At 52.3% G+C, this 18,700-nt stretch carries 17 protein-coding genes; 2 read left to right on the forward strand and 15 right to left on the reverse strand.

Going from position 1 to position 18,700, the window contains the following annotated elements; translation table 11 throughout:
- Nucleotides 1-132 precede the first annotated feature (132 nt).
- The 8 genes from recO to rpsU form a co-directional block, all read right to left on the reverse strand.
- Nucleotides 133-918: a DNA repair protein RecO gene (gene recO, locus ACYVRB_RS06615; protein ID WP_461214307.1), complete on the reverse strand. Its 786-nt coding sequence runs from the start codon at nt 916-918 to the stop codon at nt 133-135.
- Complete coding sequence (gene era, locus ACYVRB_RS06620; protein ID WP_461214308.1) at nt 915-1,817, reverse strand: GTPase Era; 903 nt, start codon at nt 1,815-1,817, stop codon at nt 915-917. Before era ends, recO begins: the two co-directional genes overlap by 4 nt.
- On the reverse strand, nt 1,814-2,203 hold the full coding sequence (locus tag ACYVRB_RS06625) for a cytidine deaminase (RefSeq protein ID WP_461214309.1): 390 nt from the start codon (nt 2,201-2,203) through the stop codon (nt 1,814-1,816). The genes era and ACYVRB_RS06625 overlap by 4 nt, the downstream gene beginning before the upstream one ends.
- Nucleotides 2,200-2,592 carry a diacylglycerol kinase family protein gene (locus ACYVRB_RS06630; RefSeq protein WP_461214310.1) on the reverse strand — a complete coding sequence of 131 codons (393 nt, stop codon included), beginning with the start codon at nt 2,590-2,592 and terminating at the stop codon, nt 2,200-2,202. The genes ACYVRB_RS06625 and ACYVRB_RS06630 overlap by 4 nt, the downstream gene beginning before the upstream one ends.
- On the reverse strand, nt 2,576-3,034 hold the full coding sequence (gene ybeY / locus ACYVRB_RS06635) for an rRNA maturation RNase YbeY (protein ID WP_461214311.1): 459 nt from the start codon (nt 3,032-3,034) through the stop codon (nt 2,576-2,578). The genes ACYVRB_RS06630 and ybeY overlap by 17 nt, the downstream gene beginning before the upstream one ends.
- A complete protein-coding gene (locus ACYVRB_RS06640) occupies nt 3,034-4,020 on the reverse strand; it encodes a PhoH family protein (protein WP_461214312.1) in 987 nt (328 codons plus the stop codon). Before ACYVRB_RS06640 ends, ybeY begins: the two co-directional genes overlap by 1 nt.
- Before the next feature lie 102 nt (nt 4,021-4,122).
- Nucleotides 4,123-4,566: a GatB/YqeY domain-containing protein gene (locus ACYVRB_RS06645; RefSeq protein WP_461214313.1), complete on the reverse strand. Its 444-nt coding sequence runs from the start codon at nt 4,564-4,566 to the stop codon at nt 4,123-4,125.
- A 19-nt stretch (nt 4,567-4,585) separates the two neighbouring features.
- Nucleotides 4,586-4,768 carry a 30S ribosomal protein S21 gene (gene rpsU / locus ACYVRB_RS06650; RefSeq protein ID WP_054714142.1) on the reverse strand — a complete coding sequence of 61 codons (183 nt, stop codon included), beginning with the start codon at nt 4,766-4,768 and terminating at the stop codon, nt 4,586-4,588.
- Nucleotides 4,769-5,114: 346 nt separating this feature from the next.
- On the opposite strand from rpsU, the gene ACYVRB_RS06655 reads away from it, so the two are divergent.
- Nucleotides 5,115-5,735, forward strand: coding sequence for a hypothetical protein (locus ACYVRB_RS06655; protein WP_461214314.1), 621 nt, complete (start codon nt 5,115-5,117; stop codon nt 5,733-5,735).
- A 248-nt stretch (nt 5,736-5,983) separates the two neighbouring features.
- Nucleotides 5,984-6,805 carry a pyruvate, water dikinase regulatory protein gene (locus ACYVRB_RS06660; protein ID WP_461214315.1) on the forward strand — a complete coding sequence of 274 codons (822 nt, stop codon included), beginning with the start codon at nt 5,984-5,986 and terminating at the stop codon, nt 6,803-6,805.
- Nucleotides 6,806-6,856: 51 nt separating this feature from the next.
- Here ACYVRB_RS06660 and ACYVRB_RS06665 read toward each other — a convergent pair whose 3' ends face one another.
- The 7 genes from ACYVRB_RS06665 to ACYVRB_RS06695 all read right to left on the reverse strand — a co-directional run bounded on the left by ACYVRB_RS06665 (nt 6,857) and on the right by ACYVRB_RS06695 (nt 18,359).
- Nucleotides 6,857-7,744 carry a deoxyribonuclease IV gene (locus ACYVRB_RS06665; RefSeq protein WP_461214316.1) on the reverse strand — a complete coding sequence of 296 codons (888 nt, stop codon included), beginning with the start codon at nt 7,742-7,744 and terminating at the stop codon, nt 6,857-6,859.
- A gap of 10 nt (nt 7,745-7,754) precedes the next feature.
- A complete protein-coding gene (locus ACYVRB_RS06670) occupies nt 7,755-9,119 on the reverse strand; it encodes a hypothetical protein (RefSeq protein ID WP_461214317.1) in 1,365 nt (454 codons plus the stop codon).
- A gap of 95 nt (nt 9,120-9,214) precedes the next feature.
- Nucleotides 9,215-10,129, reverse strand: a complete 915-nt coding sequence (locus tag ACYVRB_RS06675; protein WP_461214318.1) for a YitT family protein — start codon at nt 10,127-10,129, stop codon at nt 9,215-9,217.
- Between the two features lie 44 nt (nt 10,130-10,173).
- Nucleotides 10,174-10,599, reverse strand: coding sequence for a peptide-methionine (R)-S-oxide reductase MsrB (gene msrB / locus ACYVRB_RS06680; RefSeq protein WP_461214319.1), 426 nt, complete (start codon nt 10,597-10,599; stop codon nt 10,174-10,176).
- A gap of 23 nt (nt 10,600-10,622) precedes the next feature.
- Nucleotides 10,623-10,943, reverse strand: a complete 321-nt coding sequence (locus ACYVRB_RS06685) for a hypothetical protein (RefSeq protein ID WP_461214320.1) — start codon at nt 10,941-10,943, stop codon at nt 10,623-10,625.
- A 232-nt stretch (nt 10,944-11,175) separates the two neighbouring features.
- The gene (locus tag ACYVRB_RS06690; RefSeq protein ID WP_461214321.1) at nt 11,176-12,081 is read right to left on the reverse strand and encodes an LPXTG cell wall anchor domain-containing protein; all 906 of its coding nucleotides are present in this window, start codon (nt 12,079-12,081) and stop codon (nt 11,176-11,178) included.
- Nucleotides 12,075-18,359, reverse strand: a complete 6,285-nt coding sequence (locus tag ACYVRB_RS06695; protein WP_461214322.1) for a mucin-binding protein — start codon at nt 18,357-18,359, stop codon at nt 12,075-12,077. The genes ACYVRB_RS06690 and ACYVRB_RS06695 overlap by 7 nt, the downstream gene beginning before the upstream one ends.
- Between the last annotated feature and the right edge of the window lie 341 nt (nt 18,360-18,700).

Consider the following 18,700-nt stretch of genomic DNA (forward strand, 5'->3'; position numbering starts at 1 on the left):
CTATTTATACACAAATCTTACCGCAAAACTGAAGCACATTAAAGTTCCATTACCATCAGATTGCGTTCATTAGTAGACATTTGTTCATTAAAAGACATAAAAATCGCCACCCGGCAACTGCCTGGTGGCGATTCACTCGTCTTTGGGTTCTGGCGGGAGCTTGTTCTCCCAGCCTTGCATCTGATCCAAAAATCGTTTGGCTTTGGGCAACACCCCGACCATATCACGATAGATCCGATCGAGGACGCGCCGCAGGTCTGCCTTGGTGGCTTCAGAAACCGAAACGCTGTGCAGTTGGTTGAGATCCAACACGGAAAACCACCGCAAGAGATACATCGCCTTGGGCGTGACGTGGAAGCGATAGTTATCCAGATGCCAGTGGGCCTGACACAACAGCCCGCCGTAGCTTTCGGAAAAATCTAACGGCAAGTCTGTGCGCCCGTCGATAACACAGCCACGCCATTCCGGTTGTACCCCGAAGGCTTGTAGTAGTTGGACCTCTGCGATGTTGGTGATGATCGCCGGATCGACCCCGTCATCGATCAGCGTCAACGATTGTTTGGCATGGGCATACCAGCGCGGAATCGCCTCACCGTCGGGGAAAGCCTGATCGATCAGACTCAAGATATAGGTCGCGTAAGCATTCAAGGTGATCTCTTGGCTGATGGTTTGAAACTGAGTCGCTTCTTTGACCGTGGTCATGAAGCTCAGCCCGTTGTCGTTGATACTGCCAACGTAGGTCCCTTCGGTGAACGGCAGAAAGCCCGCCGCCATCCGAAAGCCCGGCTTCCGCGCCCGGTGCAACATGAACATCTTCTTACCGAAGTGATCCGTCAACAGTTTGACGAGCATGTCGGATTCGCGATAATTATGCCGCGCCAAAACCAGCCCTTGAAATTCCGCGACCTCGCGACTCATCTGAGTTCCTTGAGGTTGTATCCGAGCGTGCGGAGATATTGGTTGTTGTCGCGCCAGTTTTTCTGAACGCGAACCCACAGCTTGAGGTTGACCTTCTCCCCTAACAAGAGCTCGATCTCACGACGCGCGCGCGTCCCGATCTTCTTGAGCATGCTCCCGCCTTTGCCGATCACGATCGCCTTTTGCCCGTCACGCTCGACGATGATATAGGCTTCAATGATCAGCTTGCCGGCGGCGGTGCGGTCTTTCATGCGTTCAACTTGCACGGCGGCAGAATGCGGGATCTCTTTTTCCGTCAGGTGCAATATCTGTTCGCGGATGAGTTCACCCACGACAAAATACTCGGGATGGTCGGTCAGCTGATCTTCCGGATAATATTGCGGGCCTTCTGGCAGGTGGGTGGTCAGATCCGCCAGAAGTTCATCGACGTTGTTGCCTTCGGTGGCCGAAATCGGGTACACCCCGGCGAAGTCATGGCCGTGGCGATAGTGGTCGATGAACGGCAAGAGGTCGTCTGGCTGCACGAGGTCGATCTTGTTGACGACCAGATACACCGGCTTGGTGACATGAGCGAGCTGACTCATGATGTACTGGTCACCGGCACCTGGGCGCTCGTCGGCCGGCACCATGAACAAGACGGCGTCGACTTGATTCAGCGTCGACAGTGCGGCGGTGTCCATGTAATCGTCTAGCGCGTTTTTGGGTTTGTGCACGCCTGGCGTGTCGACAAACACAATCTGTGCATCATCGGTGGTGTAGATCCCGTTGATCTTGTTGCGGGTGGTTTGGGCCTTCGGGGACATGATGGCGATTTTTTCGCCGAGCACCCGGTTCATGAATGTTGATTTACCGACGTTAGGCCGGCCGATGATGGCGACAAAACCTGAATGATGAGTCAAATTAATTCTCCTTTTAAAAAAGCAGCGGGCAAAAGTTGCGCGACGGTGGTCGTCGTGTGCTTGCCGTCGAGATTTGTGAGATAAACCGGCGCGGTTTGTGGCAGAAATTCACTGATGACTTGCCGGCATGCGCCGCACGGGCTGATTGGCCCGGCGGTCGCCCCGATGATCGCGATGGCGACCAGGTCTTGATGTCCGGCTGCCACCGCGGTGAAGATCGCGGTGCGTTCCGCACAGTTGGTGAGACCGTAACTGGCATTTTCGATGTTGCACCCGGCAAAAATGTGGCCGTCTGCAGTTTGTACGGCAGCCCCCACCGCAAAGTGAGAGTATGGCACATAAGCGGTGGCGCGTGCGGCAGTCGCCGCATGAATCAGTTCGTTCATCGAATCAGCCTCCACAAATACGGTCCGAACACATACACCCCGATGGCAACAGCGATGACCGCTGCGACCAGCACGGCGCCTGCGGCCATGTCTTTGATGGCTTTGGCGCGGATGTCGTAATGCGGCCCGACGACCAGATCGACCAAGGACTCAATAATGGTATTGGCCAGCTCGAATAAGAAAATCAAGCAGATCGCGACCACCAAGAGCACCCAATCGAATCGCGAGACCTGCCAATACAATCCGGCGGCAATGACCACCAGCGCGGTGACGGCTTCGCGGCGGAAATTACCTTCGTGTTGAAACACGACTTTTAACCCCGCCAGCGCGTGTCCGAGCGATTCTATGAAATGGCGGTTTTTAGCGACGCGTTTATCTGGTGAGGCCATAGGCGTCTAAGATTTTTTCTTGCAACGGGATCATGACCGCTTCGTCTTCTGGGCGAATGTGGTCATAGCCATTGAGATGCAAGAACCCGTGCACGACGGTGTAGCCCAGTTCGCGCTCGAAGGAATGCCCGTAATCTTTTGCTTGGGCGCGCACCTTGTCGGGATCGATGAACAGGTCGCCGATGTTTTCAGGCAAGCCTTCAACTTGTGGCAGTTGGTCTTCCCCGTCTTCGATGGCGAAGCTGATCACATCCGTCACGCGATCGGTATCACGGTATTCGCGGTTGATGCGCCGGATCTCTTCATCCGACACGATCGTGATCGACATCTCAGTGTCTTCCGGCTTGTGCAGCTGCTCGCCACAAAAAGCGACGAGCTTGTGCACCAGCTGGGTGTGCTCGTCATCGAGGCGGTGGTCGTCGTCATAAAATTCTAAGTCCATTACTTCGTATTCTCCTTGAGGGTAGCGGCATCGGTTTGGGCGTAAGCGTCGATAATTGCCGCCACAACGGGATGCCTAACGACATCAGCGGCCGAAAATTCGGTGAACGCGATGTGGTCGACGTGTTGCAACAGCTGCTGGGCTTGAATCAAACCCGACTTGGCGTTGTGCGGCAAGTCGATCTGGGTGATGTCGCCTTGAACGATCATCTTCGAGCCAAAACCCAGACGCGTTAGGAACATCTTCATCTGCGCTTGGGTCGTGTTCTGCGCTTCGTCGAGGATCGCAAACGCGTTATCCAGCGTCCGCCCACGCATGTACGCCAGCGGTGCGATTTCGATGACGCCACGATCCATCAAGCGATCAGTGTGTTCTTTGCCCAAGACGGCATACAGCGCGTCGTACACCGGCCGCAGGTACGGATCGACTTTTTCCTTCAGGTCCCCTGGCAAAAAGCCCAGGCTTTCGCCGGCCTCCACCGCAGGCCGGGTCAAGATGATACGCTCGACTTCGCCGGCTTTCAAAGCGGCGACTGCCATCACGACGGCAAGGTAGGTCTTCCCCGTCCCGGCTGGCCCGATCCCAAAGGTGATGTCGTTGTGGCGGATCTTGTTGACATATTGACGCTGACCAAAGTTTTTCACTCGGATCGGCGCCCCTTTGGCGTCTTTGATCAGCGGTTGGGCGTACATCTCGGCAAAATACTCGAGCGTGCCGCGCTTGGCCATGTTCAAGGCGCTGGCGATGTCAGGCGTCGACAGACTGATGCCTTGTTGGAGCAACTCTTGAATCTGCCGCAAGAGCTGGTAGGCCAAGCTGGCGTTGTCGCTGTCACCTGTCAGGCGAAGTTCGAGGCCGCTTGGCGCAATGGTGACGTCGAGGGCCTCTTCGATCATCTTGTAATGTCGGTCGTTAATCCCCGCCATCGTGATCGCTTCTTCAGGGCTAGACAGCAGTAATGTTTTTTCTGTGGTGTTTTGAGCCAAAAAGTTTGGCCTCCTCTAAGAATCCATTTTCCCTATATTTTACCATAACCAAGGCGATAGCGAACGACCACACAAAAAAAGCCGCCATGCGGCGACTTTTTCCTAGCTAAGCTTAGCTTTGACGATGCGGTTGACGACAGCGCCATCCGCTTGACCTTTGACTTTAGGCATCAAGGTCTTCATCACCTTGCCGAAATCCGCCTTACCGGTTGCACCGGTCTCTTGGATCACAGAATCGACCAATGACTCAACTTCCGCTTCGCTCAATTGCGCTGGGAGATAACCCTCAACGATCTTGATCTCACCTTCGAGTTGGGCCACGAGGTCGTCTCGACCCGCTGCCTTGAACTCCGCAAGGGAATCCTTGCGTTGCTTCAATTCAGTGGCTAAGACACTCTTCTCGTCGTCTTCCGTCAAGTCGTGTCCGAGTGCGATCTGCTTGTTTTGCACAGCAGCTTTAAGCATCCGAACAACGCTCAAGGTTTCTTTGTCCTTGGCCTTCATCGCGGTTTTCATCTGAGCCTGGAGCTCATTAATTAACGCCATTCTTTACCAAGTCCTTTGATTAAAACTTACGCTTCTTACGCTTACGTGCTGCTTCAGACTTAAGCTTACGCTTAACGCTTGGCTTCTCGTAGAATTCACGCTTACGGTATTCGGACAAGGTACCTGCCTTAGATACGGTGCGCTTGAAGCGCCGAAGAGCATCATCGAGAGATTCGTTCTTTTTAACGACCGTCTTTGCCATATGATATCCCTCCCTCCGACACTGTGTAACCACTGACAGATACTTACGCCAACAGTTCTAAACTATGATACCAAACTGTCAAAACCGCGTCAATAAGCCATTCATGATTTTCGTTAAAAGTTTCTCAGATCTGACGTTTTTTGTCATCGAAATCTACGTATGTGTTATGATAGCGCTTCGGTCGGGCGAGGCGCATAATAATCTTATCGAATGTAGTAACTAGGGCCTACCGTATTCGAACACGGATTAGGCTTCATGAAATCAAAACGGACGTACGCCACCGAAAACGGTATCGGTACGTCGTGGCATTGCATGGATAAATCAAATTACTTTGGGGGAAAATTTTATGAAGAGATTTCTTTTGGTAAGTGTGGGTATTGCACTGTCGTTCGGGTTAGTAGCGTGCGGAGAAAGTGGTAATAGTTCAGAAGTCTCATCTCTAAAATCCGAAAATAGCAGTCTGAAATCCGCTAATAGTAGTCTGAAAAAATCGTTAAACAAGCCTGATGAAATCACTAAAGCGAAGACACTCAATACAGTAGGCGAAGCTCAATATACAATTATTTCTGTCACACAAGAACGCGTTAAACAAGCTGAATCTAATTACACTGATGCTGAATACAACTACAGTGGCATCAAATCTTACCCAGATCACTATTATCGTGCAGAAATTCAGTACCAGCTAAAAAACGTCGGTAAGAAAGATTTTGATCTCAGTTATATGGGCAACTCAGTTACTGACGCCAATGGCATGAAATACTCTTTCGGCGGTGGCGCAACCTTCGGATTTGATGACAATGATAACGGCGTGCTGAAAGCGGGAGATTCTACCTCGGGCTCTTTCTACTTGCTTTCAAAAACTAAAATTGACCTAAGTCATTTCAAAGTCAACGTCACGGACCAAATTATAGATGCTGGTAGTGACAATCAGGCAACCGTTGGCAACGCAGGCACTGCTGCTTATTAGCACGCTTATATTGATGGAATGTAATGACTTCAGATTTAGCACGTTATTCTTAAAAACGGGCCCGGACCTACCAAAAAAAGGTTAATGTTCAGGTGAATGCATTTTAATCTAACGCAGAAAAGCTGATCCACAGACATCTGTCGTTGTTCATGAATCCCTCCAAATGTGGTATGATGGCGTTATCATATCATTAGTGTGTCGCTTGACGACACGCACCATCATCTGCAATCTTAGTTGGAGGAATCTGCATGGCAAAAGAGCTTAACTTCTACATCATCTCTGATTCGATCGGCGAAACTGGCCTCAAACTCGCCCAAGCCGTCGCCGCCCAATACGGCGATGTCGCCCCGCGTTACCTGCGTTTTCCCTTTGCTCACACTGAAGCCAAAATCGAGTCGATCATCGACCAGGCCAAAGAAGACGATGGCGTGATCATCGCAACCTTGGTGACGCCAGGCCTTGGCCAATACGCTCGTGAGTACGCCAGACAAGCCGGCGTCCACTTCAACGAAGTGATGGCACCGCTGCTCAAAGACGCGACTGCCTTGGTTCATCAACAACCGTCTGGTGTTGCCGGCACCGTGCATAACCTGAACGCCAAGTATTTCGACCGTATCTCAGCCATGGAATTCGCGGTGTTATACGACGACGGCAAGGATCCCAAGGGCTTCTTGGAGGCTGATATCGTTTTGCTTGGGGTCTCTCGCACCAGCAAGACACCGCTGTCGCTGTTTTTGGCCAACCGCAACCTCAAAGTTGCAAACCTGCCTCTTGTGCCTAATGCCCACATTCCAGACGAGATCTACAAAGTCGACCCGAAGAAAATCTTTGGGTTGACCACTGACGCGTCTGTCCTGATGGAATTCCGCCGTCAGCGCATGATCGCCTATGGGCTGAACCCAGACACCGCCTACTCTGCGCGCGACCAGGTCAACGAGGAGCTGCAATTTGCGGAAGACCTTTATAAGAAGCTGGGTTGTGAGGTCATCAACACCGCCCACCGCTCGATTGAAGAAACTGCTACGATGATTTTAGAAAAGCTCGGGCTAGATGAATTCGATAATCAATAACGCAAACACGGCTGACCGCCAAAAGACGGTCAGCCGTGTTTTATTTTGGGTTCATTCATAAAGGGATGTCAGTTCATCCGGGCGATAGTCGCCGCTGGTCAGCCAGCCGATCTCAACGCCATAAGGTGGATACAGACGCTGGTCGTCGGGACCAACATACGGCGTCTCGAGGATCTTGGGGATGGCCGCCAACGCCGGGTGGTGGGCGATGGCGTTGAGGCAATCAAACCCCAGCGTGCCGGCGCCGATGTTGGTGTGGCGGTCTTTGTGCGCGCCTTGCGGATTCTTGGAATCGTTGAGGTGAATGACCGCCAGCTTGTCTAACCCGACGACTTGGTCGAACTCAGATAGCACGCCATCAAAATCATCCCGCACCGGATAGCCGGCGTCGGACATATGACAGGTATCCATGCAGACGCGGACCTTGTCTTTGAGCTCGACGCGGTCAATGATGGCGGCGAGCTCCTCGAACGTCCGCCCTACTTCCGTCCCCTTGCCCGCCATCGTTTCCAGCGCGATCGTGACGTTTTGTTCCGGCGTCAAGATCTGGTTGAGCCCGTCAGCGATCTGCGCAATCGCCGCTTCAGGCCCTGCGCCGACATGGGCACCGGGGTGAAAAGGCATCGTATACGCATGCAACGCCTCTGCGCGGGCGACTTCTTCTTTCATGAACTGCACCGCAAACGTGAAATTCTGCGGCTTCTTGGTGTTGCCGAGATTAACGATGTACGGACAATGAATAACGAGATGGCTTAAGCCGGCTTCTTGCATCGCGGCCAAGCCTTCTGGGATCTTCATCTCGCTGATCGGCTTACGGCGCGTGTTTTGAGGCGCACCTGTATAAAACTGCAGGCTCGTGGCGTGATAGCTCGCGGCTTCTGCCACCGCCCCTGGAAACATCTTGGGCGCTTTCATACTGACATTGGCACCAATTAACATGTTCTCACTCCTAATCATATTCAGACTCGACCAATGGATCCGCCAAGCGCAAGATCTTTTTTGCCTTGGTCCGCGGGTATGGTGCGTCTTGTGGGTCATAATAAGCCATCGCAACGATCGTACCGTAGTTGCTACCAGATGTCGTTGGCACCACCACCCGGTCGCCGATAGCAAATTCAGGCGCCGCCAGATAGCTGTATGCCGGCGCGCCGTGGTGGAAGACCACTTGGGCATAAAGCAACTGTCCAGGTTTTGGTGTCGTGCGCTGGATCAACCGCGCGTCTATCATGCTCGGCGCATAGGCACGAAGCCAGTCCTGGATGCATGCCGCCTGTTCAGCCCAACCATCAATCGGTTCGTCCAAACTCAAGCTACCTGATCGCACTTTGCAGTCCGCGTAGCGATAGCGCGCAGAAATCGTCAGCTCATGGTGCGTGTGTGGTGCGTCATCCGCGCTACCAGCCAACTGATCGAGCTCGTCCAACAACTTTGTGACCTGTGGCGTTGCTACCGCCAGTCGGCTGCGTGTCTGGCCGTTGCGTTGGGTGAATGCCAGCGTGTTGCTGTGGCGGTCGATCATCAATTTTTCATGACAGGATGCATCCTGCTGATAGTCGACAACCAGGCGTTGCAGGCTATCTGGTGCGCCATCGAATACCAACAAGTAGCCAAAAGGTAATAACGCGCGGATTCGTTCACTGAGCGCCTCGTGGCCGCCAAGCGAGCCTTCGATCTGCTGGCGCCCACCGACGCCTTCTAGTGTCAGCCGCCAAGTCCCACAATCAGTGCACGGCGGATCTTGCGAGATGGCCCCAAGCGTAGCAAACAAAGCGTCGAGCTCGCCTGTCGGCACTGGCACGGTTTGTTGTTGTCGGTGCCCACTGGCAAAATCATTGATCAACGTCGCCCAGCCGTCGCGATGGATGGTCAAGTTTTGGCCAACCAAAGCCCCGGGATCAGGGCGAATAAATCCCGTGTCACGCGAGTCGATGGTGATCGAGACGATCTTCCCCAGCGGCCGGGTCAGCCGCTCAAGCTGAATCAGCGCAGTCGCAAACCAAAAACGGTTGTCAGCTTTGCCCAAGTGCCCGTCGAGTTGCCATTGCGTGACCTGTTCCCACATCGAGTAGATTGCGTTGCCCAACGGCTGGATCTCGGTGATGGCCGTCAAGAACGCCGCCGTGGCATCATGATCTGCAACTCCTGGCAGCCGACCGTGTTTCGTCACTGCGGCAAAGGCATCACTGACAAACCCCGCACGGGCACAATCAGCCCCCAGCACGTTACCGTAGCCGGATGAATCGTTGATCTGGCCGGTTTCAAAAAGGTGGCGCCATTTGGTCGCAAATTCATGTTGCTCAGCACGTGTCGCCATGGTTGCCCTCCGATCGCAAACGAGTTCTTGTTACCGCCATCATACCATATCAACACATGAAAAAAGTCGCGCTTTTCACGCGACTTTTTGGTTGGTCAATCTGTTTTGGGCTCATAGAAGCGTCCCATGATTTTGACCGATTCGGTGATCGAAACGAAGGCATACGGATCGCTGTGGTGCATGGCTTTTTCAAAATCATACATCTCTGCACGTGAAATGATGGTAAACAGCACCGTTTTCTCTTCGTGGCGGAACGCCCCTTCCGCGTCGTGCACGATGGTGATCCCGCGACGCAGCGTGTTTTGAATCTCGTTGATGACCGCCTTGGGATGCTCGGTGACGATCATCACCTGCAGTCGCTGTTGACGCGTATAGGTCGCGTCGAGAATCTTGCCGTTGATGAAAATGGCGAGGGCGGAATACAACGCATGCGGCCAGTCGTTGACAAAACCGGCGAAGAACAAGATCACGACGTTGACGGCGATATTGACCGTCCCGATGGTTGTGCCGGTTTTCTTTCGCAACACGATGCCGATGATATCCAGGCCCCCTGTCGACAAGTTATTGCGCAACGCAAAGCCTGTCCCTAGGCCGTTGACGACCGCCCCGAAGATCCCACAGACGATTGGATCGGTGGTCAGCGGCTTGACGATGCCCAGCCACCGGATGCTGATCGAACTGAAGATGACCGCGAGAAACGTGAAAATCGTGAAGTGATGGCCGATCTTGCGCCACGCGATCACAAACAGCGGCACGTTCAACAGAAACAGCAACGTACCGGTGTTCAACAGATCTGTCGTCCGCAACCCCGCGATCGGCGTCGCGAAGTCGAACCACTTGCGCACGATGGTCGCCAACAGCTGCGCCGCCCCGGTCACACCGCTGGCAAAAACGCCAGCCGGCTCCCAGAACATGTTCAAGGCGATGCCGACGCAGATGGCGTAAAATATTGCCGCGGTGAAGCGGCTCCAGTTCTGGTGGCGGCGGATGAGGCGATCTATTTCATACATGGGTGAGGTCCTTTCTGAAAGTCAATGCTAGCAGTATACCACTGCTACTGCACGAATAGATCAGCGAATTGCCCATAACCTTCTTTTTCAAGCGCCGCGACCGGAATGAAACGCAACGCCGCCGCGTTGATGCAATAACGCGAGCCGCCTTGTTCCTGAGGCCCGTCCGTGAAAACATGCCCGAGATGGCTGTTAGCGTCTTGTGAGCGCACTTCCACGCGTTCCATACCAAAGCGCTGGTCGCGTTTTTCCTTTAGCTTAGTGATCGGTTTGGTGAAACTTGGCCAGCCGCAACCTGCATCGTACTTATCCAGCGAGGAGAACAAAGGCTCGCCGGAAACGACATCGACATAGATGCCTGCCTCCCAGAAATCATCGTAGATACCGGTGAATGGATGCTCTGTCGCTCCTTCTTGGGTGACAGCATATTGTTCCGGCGTCAAGCGCTTGCGTAAGTCATCTTGTGTCATCAATCTTCCTCCTTGTTAGTCCATTATAGCCGATTGCCGGCGCCGTTATCACGTCGCGGCAGTCGTGCGAAGAAACCATTGGCGATCAGCGTCTGCAAGTTGGCGGCCGTGACGCCGTCATCCCAGAAGCCCTTGGCATCGATCCAAAACCGATGGTGCTTGCCATCCGCGTTGAAGGTCAACACGAATTCATAGAACCCTGCGGTGAGTTGAAACTTACTGACGGCGGCTCGCTGCCAGGTCGTGACTTCAGGTTCTGCATTGGGGTGCAGGCGAATGGCGATGATTGTTGCCTCGTTGAACATCAACAACGTCTGCGGTACGTGTTTAGACACATTGCTCATGAGTCCCACGCTGGGAGTAAACCATCGCCGCCACCCTTGCTGTTGCGCACTGCAATATAGGTAATTGTGTGCCGGTGTCAACTGTAACTGAGCAAGTACGGCACGATTGACTTCATCAGTGTTGCGCATCGCGATCCCCGCTTTCTCGATCTTATCACGCCTATTATGCCATGTTCCCAATCAAAAAACACCAACCAAACGCCGTTAAGCGTATCGGTTGGTGTCAGTGGTGCTAGTTGCGTTTGCGACGGCTGATGGCGCCTCCGAAGAGTGCCACCAGACTCATGCCCAGCATTGCCAATAGGTTGCTGTGTTCGTCGCCGGTGTTTGGAAGCTTGTTGCGACTCGTCTTTCCTTGAACGTCAGTTGTTGGCTGCGCTGTCGTCTTCATGCCGATCGTATTCCCAGCATCTGTTGCAGGAAGCTGGTGTCTGATCTGTCCAGTCGTTTGTGCAGTTGGTGTCGGTGTCGCTGTACCAGTTGAGGTGCCTGTCGAGGTATCGACATCAGTATTTGGTAACTTCACACGACCAGGTGTGTTATCACCAGTTGAGATGTGATCATCTGGCGTTGACGGCGTGTTGTTACCTTCCGGTGTTGACGGTGTCGTGCCTCCGTCTCCTGGGGTGGACGGCGTATTGTTGCCTTCCGGTGTTGATGGTGTCGTGCCACCGTCTCCTGGAGTAGACGGGGTGTTGTTGCCTTCTGGTGTTGACGGTGTCGTGCCTCCGTCTCCTGGAGTTGATGGTGGATTGCTACTTCCATCTTTTTCATAAACGACCGTGTACGTCAAATCTGCATCGCCAAACTTGACCGTTTCATTGGCAGTTGCACCTGCTGGGTTAGCGACAATGTGATACCCAGAAATGACTGGATTATCCTGATAACCTAGCGTTGCGGAGGCCGGGCCGTAGCTCTTTGCTCCTGTGAGGGCATCTGTCAGCTCAGTGAAGTTGGCATGATCCGTGAAGTCAGCTACGAGCGGGTTGCCTTCGGTGTCAACGTAGTGCACTGTCTTCGTGACTGTATCCAGTTGTTGTGCCGGCGCGTTCACTTGATAGACAACAGTGTAACTGAGATCTGCGTCGCCATACTTAACGGTCTCATTAGCCGTAGCACCCTTCGGACTCGTTACCAAGACAATCCAGAGATGACTGGATTGTCTTGGTAACCTAACGTTGCGGAAGTCGGGCCGTAGCTCTTTGCCCCTGTGAGGGCATCTGTCAATTCCGTGAAGTTGGCATGATCTGTAAAGTCAGCCGCGAGCGGGTTGCCTTCGATGTCGACGTAGTGCACGGTCTTGGTGACTGTATCCAGCTGTTGTGCTGGCGCGTTCAATTGATAGACAACCGTGTAGTTGAGATCTGCGTCACCGTACTTAACGGTTTCATCAGCCGTGGCACCCTTTGGACTTGTGATGACATGATATCCAGAAATGATTGGATTGTCTTGGTAACTCAATGTTGCGGATTCAGGCCCATAAGCCTTTGCGCCCGTGAGTGCATCTGTCAATTCCGTGAAGTTGGCATGATCTGTAAAGTCAGGCGCAAGTGTGTTGCCATCTTGATCCACGTAGTGAATGGTCTTGGTGACAGTGTCTAACGCTTGCTTCGGCGCATTCTTGTCGTAAACGACTGTGACTTCGATATCCTTGTCACCGAACTTAATGGTTTGATCCGTTGTCGCTTCAATTGGACTATCAACCACATGGTAGCCGGCAAAGGTTGGATTGGCCTTCTTAGCCAAGACTGCACTCTCTGGACCAGAGGTCACATCGCCAGTGACTGGGTCAGTTACCTGCGTGAAGTTAACATGTTCCGTAAAGTCATCAGTGAGCTGATGCCCATCTTGATCCACGTAGTGGATGGTCTTGGTGACAGTGTCTAATGCTTGCTTCGGCGCATTCTTGTCGTAAACGACCGTGACTTCGATATCCTTGTCACCGAACTTAACGGTTTGATCCGTTGTCGCTTCAATTGGACTATCAACCACATGGTAGCCGGCAAGGGTTGGATTGGCCTTCTTAGCCAAGACTGCACTCTCTGGACCAGAGGTCACATCGCCAGTGACTGGGTCAGTTACCTGCGTGAAGTTAACATGTTCCGTAAAGTCTTTAGCGAGCTGATGCCCATCTTGATCCACGTAGTGGATGGTCTTGGTGACAGTGTCTAATGCTTGCTTCGGCGCATTCTTGTCGTAAACGACCGTGACTTCGATATCCTTGTCACCGAACTTAACGGTTTGATCCGTTGTCGCTTCAATTGGACTATCAACCACATGGTAGCCGGCAAGGGTTGGATTGGCCTTCTTAGCCAAGACTGCACTCTCTGGACCAGAGGTCACATCGCCAGTGACTGGGTCAGTTACCTGCGTGAAGTTAACATGTTCCGTAAAGTCTTTAGCGAGCCGATGCCCATCTTGATCCACGTAGTGGATGATCTTGGTGACAGTGTCTAACGCTTGCTTCGGCGCATTCTTGTCGTAGACGACCGTGACTTCGATATCCTTGTCACCAAACTTCACGGTTTGATCCGTTGTCGCTTCGACTGGGTTGGTCACAACATGGTAACCACCAATCGGTGGATTAGTCTGATGAGCCAACTTGGCACTATCTGGTCCATCGATCTTATCGCCAGTCACTGGATCCGTTAATTCAGTGAAATTAGCCTGATCGGTGTAATCTGGGGCAAGCGTGTGGCCATCTTGATCGACATAGTGCACGGTCTTGGTGACTGTATCCAGCGCTTGCTTCGGCGCATTCTTGTCGTAGACAACTGTAACTTCGATATCCTTGTCACCAAACTTCACAGTTTGATCCGTTGTCGCTTCGACTGGGTTGGTCACAACATGGTAACCACCAATCGGTGGATTAGTCTGATGAGCCAACTTGGCACTATCTGGTCCATCGATCTTATCGCCAGTCACTGGATCCGTTAATTCAGTGAAATTAGCCTGATCGGTGTAATCTGGGGCAAGCGTGTGGCCATCTTGATCGACATAGTGCACGGTCTTGGTGACTGTATCCAGCGCTTGCTTCGGTGCATTCTTGTCGTAGACAACTGTAACTTCGATATCCTTGTCACCAAACTTCACGGTTTGATCCGTTGTCGCTTCGACTGGATTGGCCACAACATGATACCCATCAATCGGTGGATTGTCTTGATGCCCGAGCTTGCCACTTTCAGGGCTGTCGGTCTTGATCGTATTATCGATTGCATCAGTTGATTCAGTGAAACTGGCCTGATCTGTGAAGTCAGGGGCAAGCGTGTGGCCGTCTTGATCAACATAGTGAACCGTCTTGTTCACCGTATCGTGGGTGATGATTGGGTCATCCTTTGTATAGATGACAGTAACATCAATATCGTCGCTGGCAAACATGACTGGCGTATCAGAGGTAGCCTCAGTAGGGATCGTTGTGGCTTTATAACCCGCTTTTTGAGGAAGTTCTTGGAAACCAAGCTTTGCGTCAGTGGGAGTATCTGTCGTCGTATTGGTTGCCGGATTATAAGTTTCAGTGATCTCGATCGAAGGTGTATAGTCCTCTGCGATTTTCGTGCCATTTTCAGTTTCGTAGTGGATGGTCTTAGTGATGGTTTTTTTCGTGGTCGTGATGACGTTTTTAACCAGTTCGTAGACGATCACATCCCCGTCAAAATAGTATTGAGAGACTTTGCCATTTTCTGCAACGTCGTTTGGCAGGTCGCCATAATCTGCAGTGGAATTTTGCACGGTGACGTCTTTAAGCACGTAATCCGCTGGTACCAGCGCTTGATCTGCGGTGGTCAGTCCGCTTAACTCGGTTGGATAATTGAGCTTGTCCTTGCCGTCAATTAAAGCAGCGTTTTGCTTGTTCAGATCAGGCAAATCAATATTGTGTTCAACGCCTTCATCGTCGGTATAATGAAGCTTTGCGGTGACTTTCGAGACACTGTCAAAGGTGATCTTCGTGGTTTTGGCTTCATTGAATGGCGTGCTGTTCATGTAAGTCAACGTATCGAGATACCCAACATCTCCACCTTGCGCGACGAAGTCTTTGGTGGTCCCGGTCAAGGTGATCCGGCCAGTGGCATCCCCTGCGACAACGCTACCGAAATAAACATATACGGCACGGACTTGCGACCAATCTGTAATTTGATCCGCGGGCACAAATTGATCAAGCACTGGCGCAGACTCATCACTTGCTTGCGGCGTATAGGCGCTGGTGGAATACAAAACAGTCGCATTGATGGCTGCCCCGCTACCATTACTGGTGGCAGGTACGTGGATTGGCCCGGTCAGTTCATACGTGAAGGTCGAGCCTTGGGCATCCCCTGCTGTTGGTAAATTCAAGACTGCGGCCGAGTCTGTGGTTGGTGTTTTGGTCGTATTTAAAATGTTGTAGGTGAAGATCAGTTTATGATCTGCGTCGTGTGCCTCTGCATTCGCTTCTGTAATTGGTTCTTGGTTTTCATTCCCTTGTGCTAAGCTGACACTGGTTTGCGCACTGGCTAAGTCCACCGTCCAACTGGATGGGCTTTGGCCCATTTGCACGGCATTCGCATCGCCATCAGTCAAGGACAAAAGCGTCTCAGGATCGAGGTTAGGCAATGTTGCTTGGGTTTTGTCACTGGGTTCTGTGACCTTGACCGTTTGGTTCAATGGCGTGGTCGGGCTGGTGATATAAAAATCTGCATAGGAATCGCTGATTGTAGTATCCGGAGTATTGATCAAGTCGATTTTGTAGCTTTCTGGGCCCATCGTGTTCAAAGTGTTAACATACTCTCCGGTGCCAGTGTAATCGTATTTGACCCCTGTGCGGCCATCGGCGGTCGTATAGGTCGTGATCTTAGGCGCAACTGTATCTGATGCAGGATGATTGATTGTTTTGATCGAAGCATTGGCCGGGATCACGAAGTACAAGATGGGTTCGTAAATGTAATCAGTCGTTTGATTACTGTTACCAGCCATTTGCAAGCTGACATAACCGGTTCCACCAAGATTCTGATTATCTTGATGTTTATATCCCAAAGCGGTTGCAATCGCAGCGGTGACTGTTTCTTGAGCTGGTTTTTCCGTAAAGCTGCCATCACTGTTTTCATAGCGATAGTCGAACTTCAACACATCTCCATCCTTGACGTCGTCTCCGCCATCATATTTGGCGGCTAAGTGGCCAATGACCGAAAAGTCGCGGGTATTGTCTTCATCGCGAGTGGTGAAGGCCCCAGCATCAAGCACATCCGGTTGCAAGTCCGCTGTGCGGATCGCACTGGTCCCTTGACGCGTGATCGTTTCACCTGGGGCGACGGTGCCGGTTTGGGTGGTGCCATCAGCCATGGTCAAGGTATACGTGTAACTGGTCGTTGACGGCATATACGTGTTGCGGTTATTACCGGCATTAGGGACCTTGATCCCAGTGGCATCTACCCCGTCTGGGATCGTGATGATAAAGTGACTACCAGCGATCGGCGCCACAGCATTGACAGAAAATGTCATGCTGCTAAGGCTGGCGGGGTCATTGTCGGTATTCGTATCTAATGTCAGCTTATCAGGAGCCGAACCGCTATTGCCGAAGGTGTTGAGCGTGGCAGTGGCGACTGCATTGCCGGTGTCGGTGTGTGCAATGACATCATGCCACTTGTCCGTGCCCGTAAAAGTCAATACCTTCCCATCATCCATGGTTTGTTGATACACTGCGGGACCAGCAGCTTCCACAGGTGTGTCGGCGCTTGGATCAGCCATGTCATACTCACCGACTAACCAATATGGTAATGGCACTCCCGAGCCGTTATATGCTACTGCTGCATTGGCCGGCACTGTGATCACGACATCGCCGCCTTGCCCGCCTGGCTGGGTGATCGTGGTGCCATTGTTCAAGCCGTTATATGCGGCAGTTGCCGTTTCATCGAGGACAAAATCAGTTGGCGCAGGGATCGTGATGGTGGCGCCATTGCGATTAATGATCTGAGTGACACTGCCGCCGGTTTTATCATCAAATAAACCTGTGGATAAGCCCAGATCAAATTGATACACCACCGGTGAGTTCGCGGCGACTGCAGGAGTTGCGGCCCCATCTGGATGCAGCCGCGCGGGTGCTTGCGGATCGGCAGTTGGATTAATGGTTTGGGTCAGCGTCAAAGGCGTTTGTTTCACGCCGTTGACCGTCCAAGTGACTTGCTTGGTGGTGGTGCCGATATCGGCATTCGTGATAACGGCACCTCGATTGATGTTGTCACGCATCTTCAAGCGCAGCTCTTGGGTGATCTGCGAGTTGCTGGTGATATTAATGTTGTAGGTCGTCGTGCCATCAGCGTTAGTCGTCATCTCACCAGTACCCGTGCCAGCGGGGAAATCTTGTGCGCTATCCCAGCCGATGACCGTCTTATCGGTTGGCAAAGTGATCGAGATCTTATCGCCGACATTGACGTTCATCCCCAGCGTGACGATAAGCATATCAGTACCGGTTTTATAGCCAACCTTATTGGTCGATAAGGTCAGTTTCACTTTATTGGTGGGATCTGTTTCTGACACGGCATCATTTGCTGCCGCGCTAGCATTAGGGTCGCTCAGATCATCAGAAGCTTGCGATGTCGCAGCAACCATAGTTCGTGTCTGTGCTTGCTTTTGGTCTGCCACTTGTGTCGTCGACTGCGCCTTATCAGCAGTGGCTTGATCGGTTTGTGCCGTTGCATCCGCTGGCGTGTCAGACGCTTTGGTTGCAGCCGTGACAGGTTGCGATTTTGCCGTAGCGGCTTGTTGCTTGTCGTCACTGGTGGCTGCAGTCGCTTTGGTTGTATCCGTGGTGTCTGTAGCCGCTTGCGGCGTTGTGGCATCGGTTGTCTGTTTAGCATCTGTAGCCTGTGCCGGAGTTGTGTCAGCGTCTGCGGCAGTTGTCGTCTTAGCCGTTGCTTCACTGGTAGTGTCGGCTGTCGTGTCTGCTTGCGCCGCTTCCACCACAACCTGCCCTGATTTGACCGTTGCCTGGGTCACATTTTGTGTCGGGTTGGCCGCTTGCAGCGCCGCCAGACCAGCAGAAGACAGCGAGACCGCGTAAGTCCCCGCTTTGCTGGTGTCGACTTGGCTAAAATCAAAATCTGCTAACGTCCAGGCCGGGGCCTTTTCACCAGCAGCCATGGTCACTGTCGGCAGAGTTGGCTTGGCGCCGCTTTGGAGCGTTTGATTTCCGATGGTCGCCACAGTGGCCGGTGTCGGCACCATGGTCTTGGCTGTTGTTGCCGCGTTAGCATCAGTAACAGTGTTGGTATCATCGGTTTCGACGGTGGCCGCTTGCGTGGTTTGTGGCTGCTGGGTCAGCATTACACCGCTGAACAACAAGGCCAGACCAGCAATGGTCCAATTGCGACCGGACTTGTATAGCTTAAAATGCTTCTTTTCTTCATATGTAGCACGCATTAACTTTTCATGTGCCTTGGTATGCATTCTAATCACTCCCTGGATTAACTTGTGAAACACCCAATTACGGTATTAGCGTACCACCGGCTATATCGAAATTTTAGTCAACATATATAAAAATCTTGTTTAAAAAATGGCGTGAACTGTCTGGACATTTTCAACAACCCAGCAAATATACGAATGCTAACCGCACACATAATCAGCTAGTTGCCTACCAATTCCTATAAATAATTTTTTGTAGCCTGGATTATTCATAGAATTTCAAAAAAGCAGCGCAATCCCATGATTCACACGGGACTGCGCTGCTTTGGTGTTTCACCCATTGGGTGCGCCTATATGCTAAGGTTGAGTCGACGAAAACCATCACG

This window comes from Lacticaseibacillus boliensis (genome assembly GCF_054784775.1).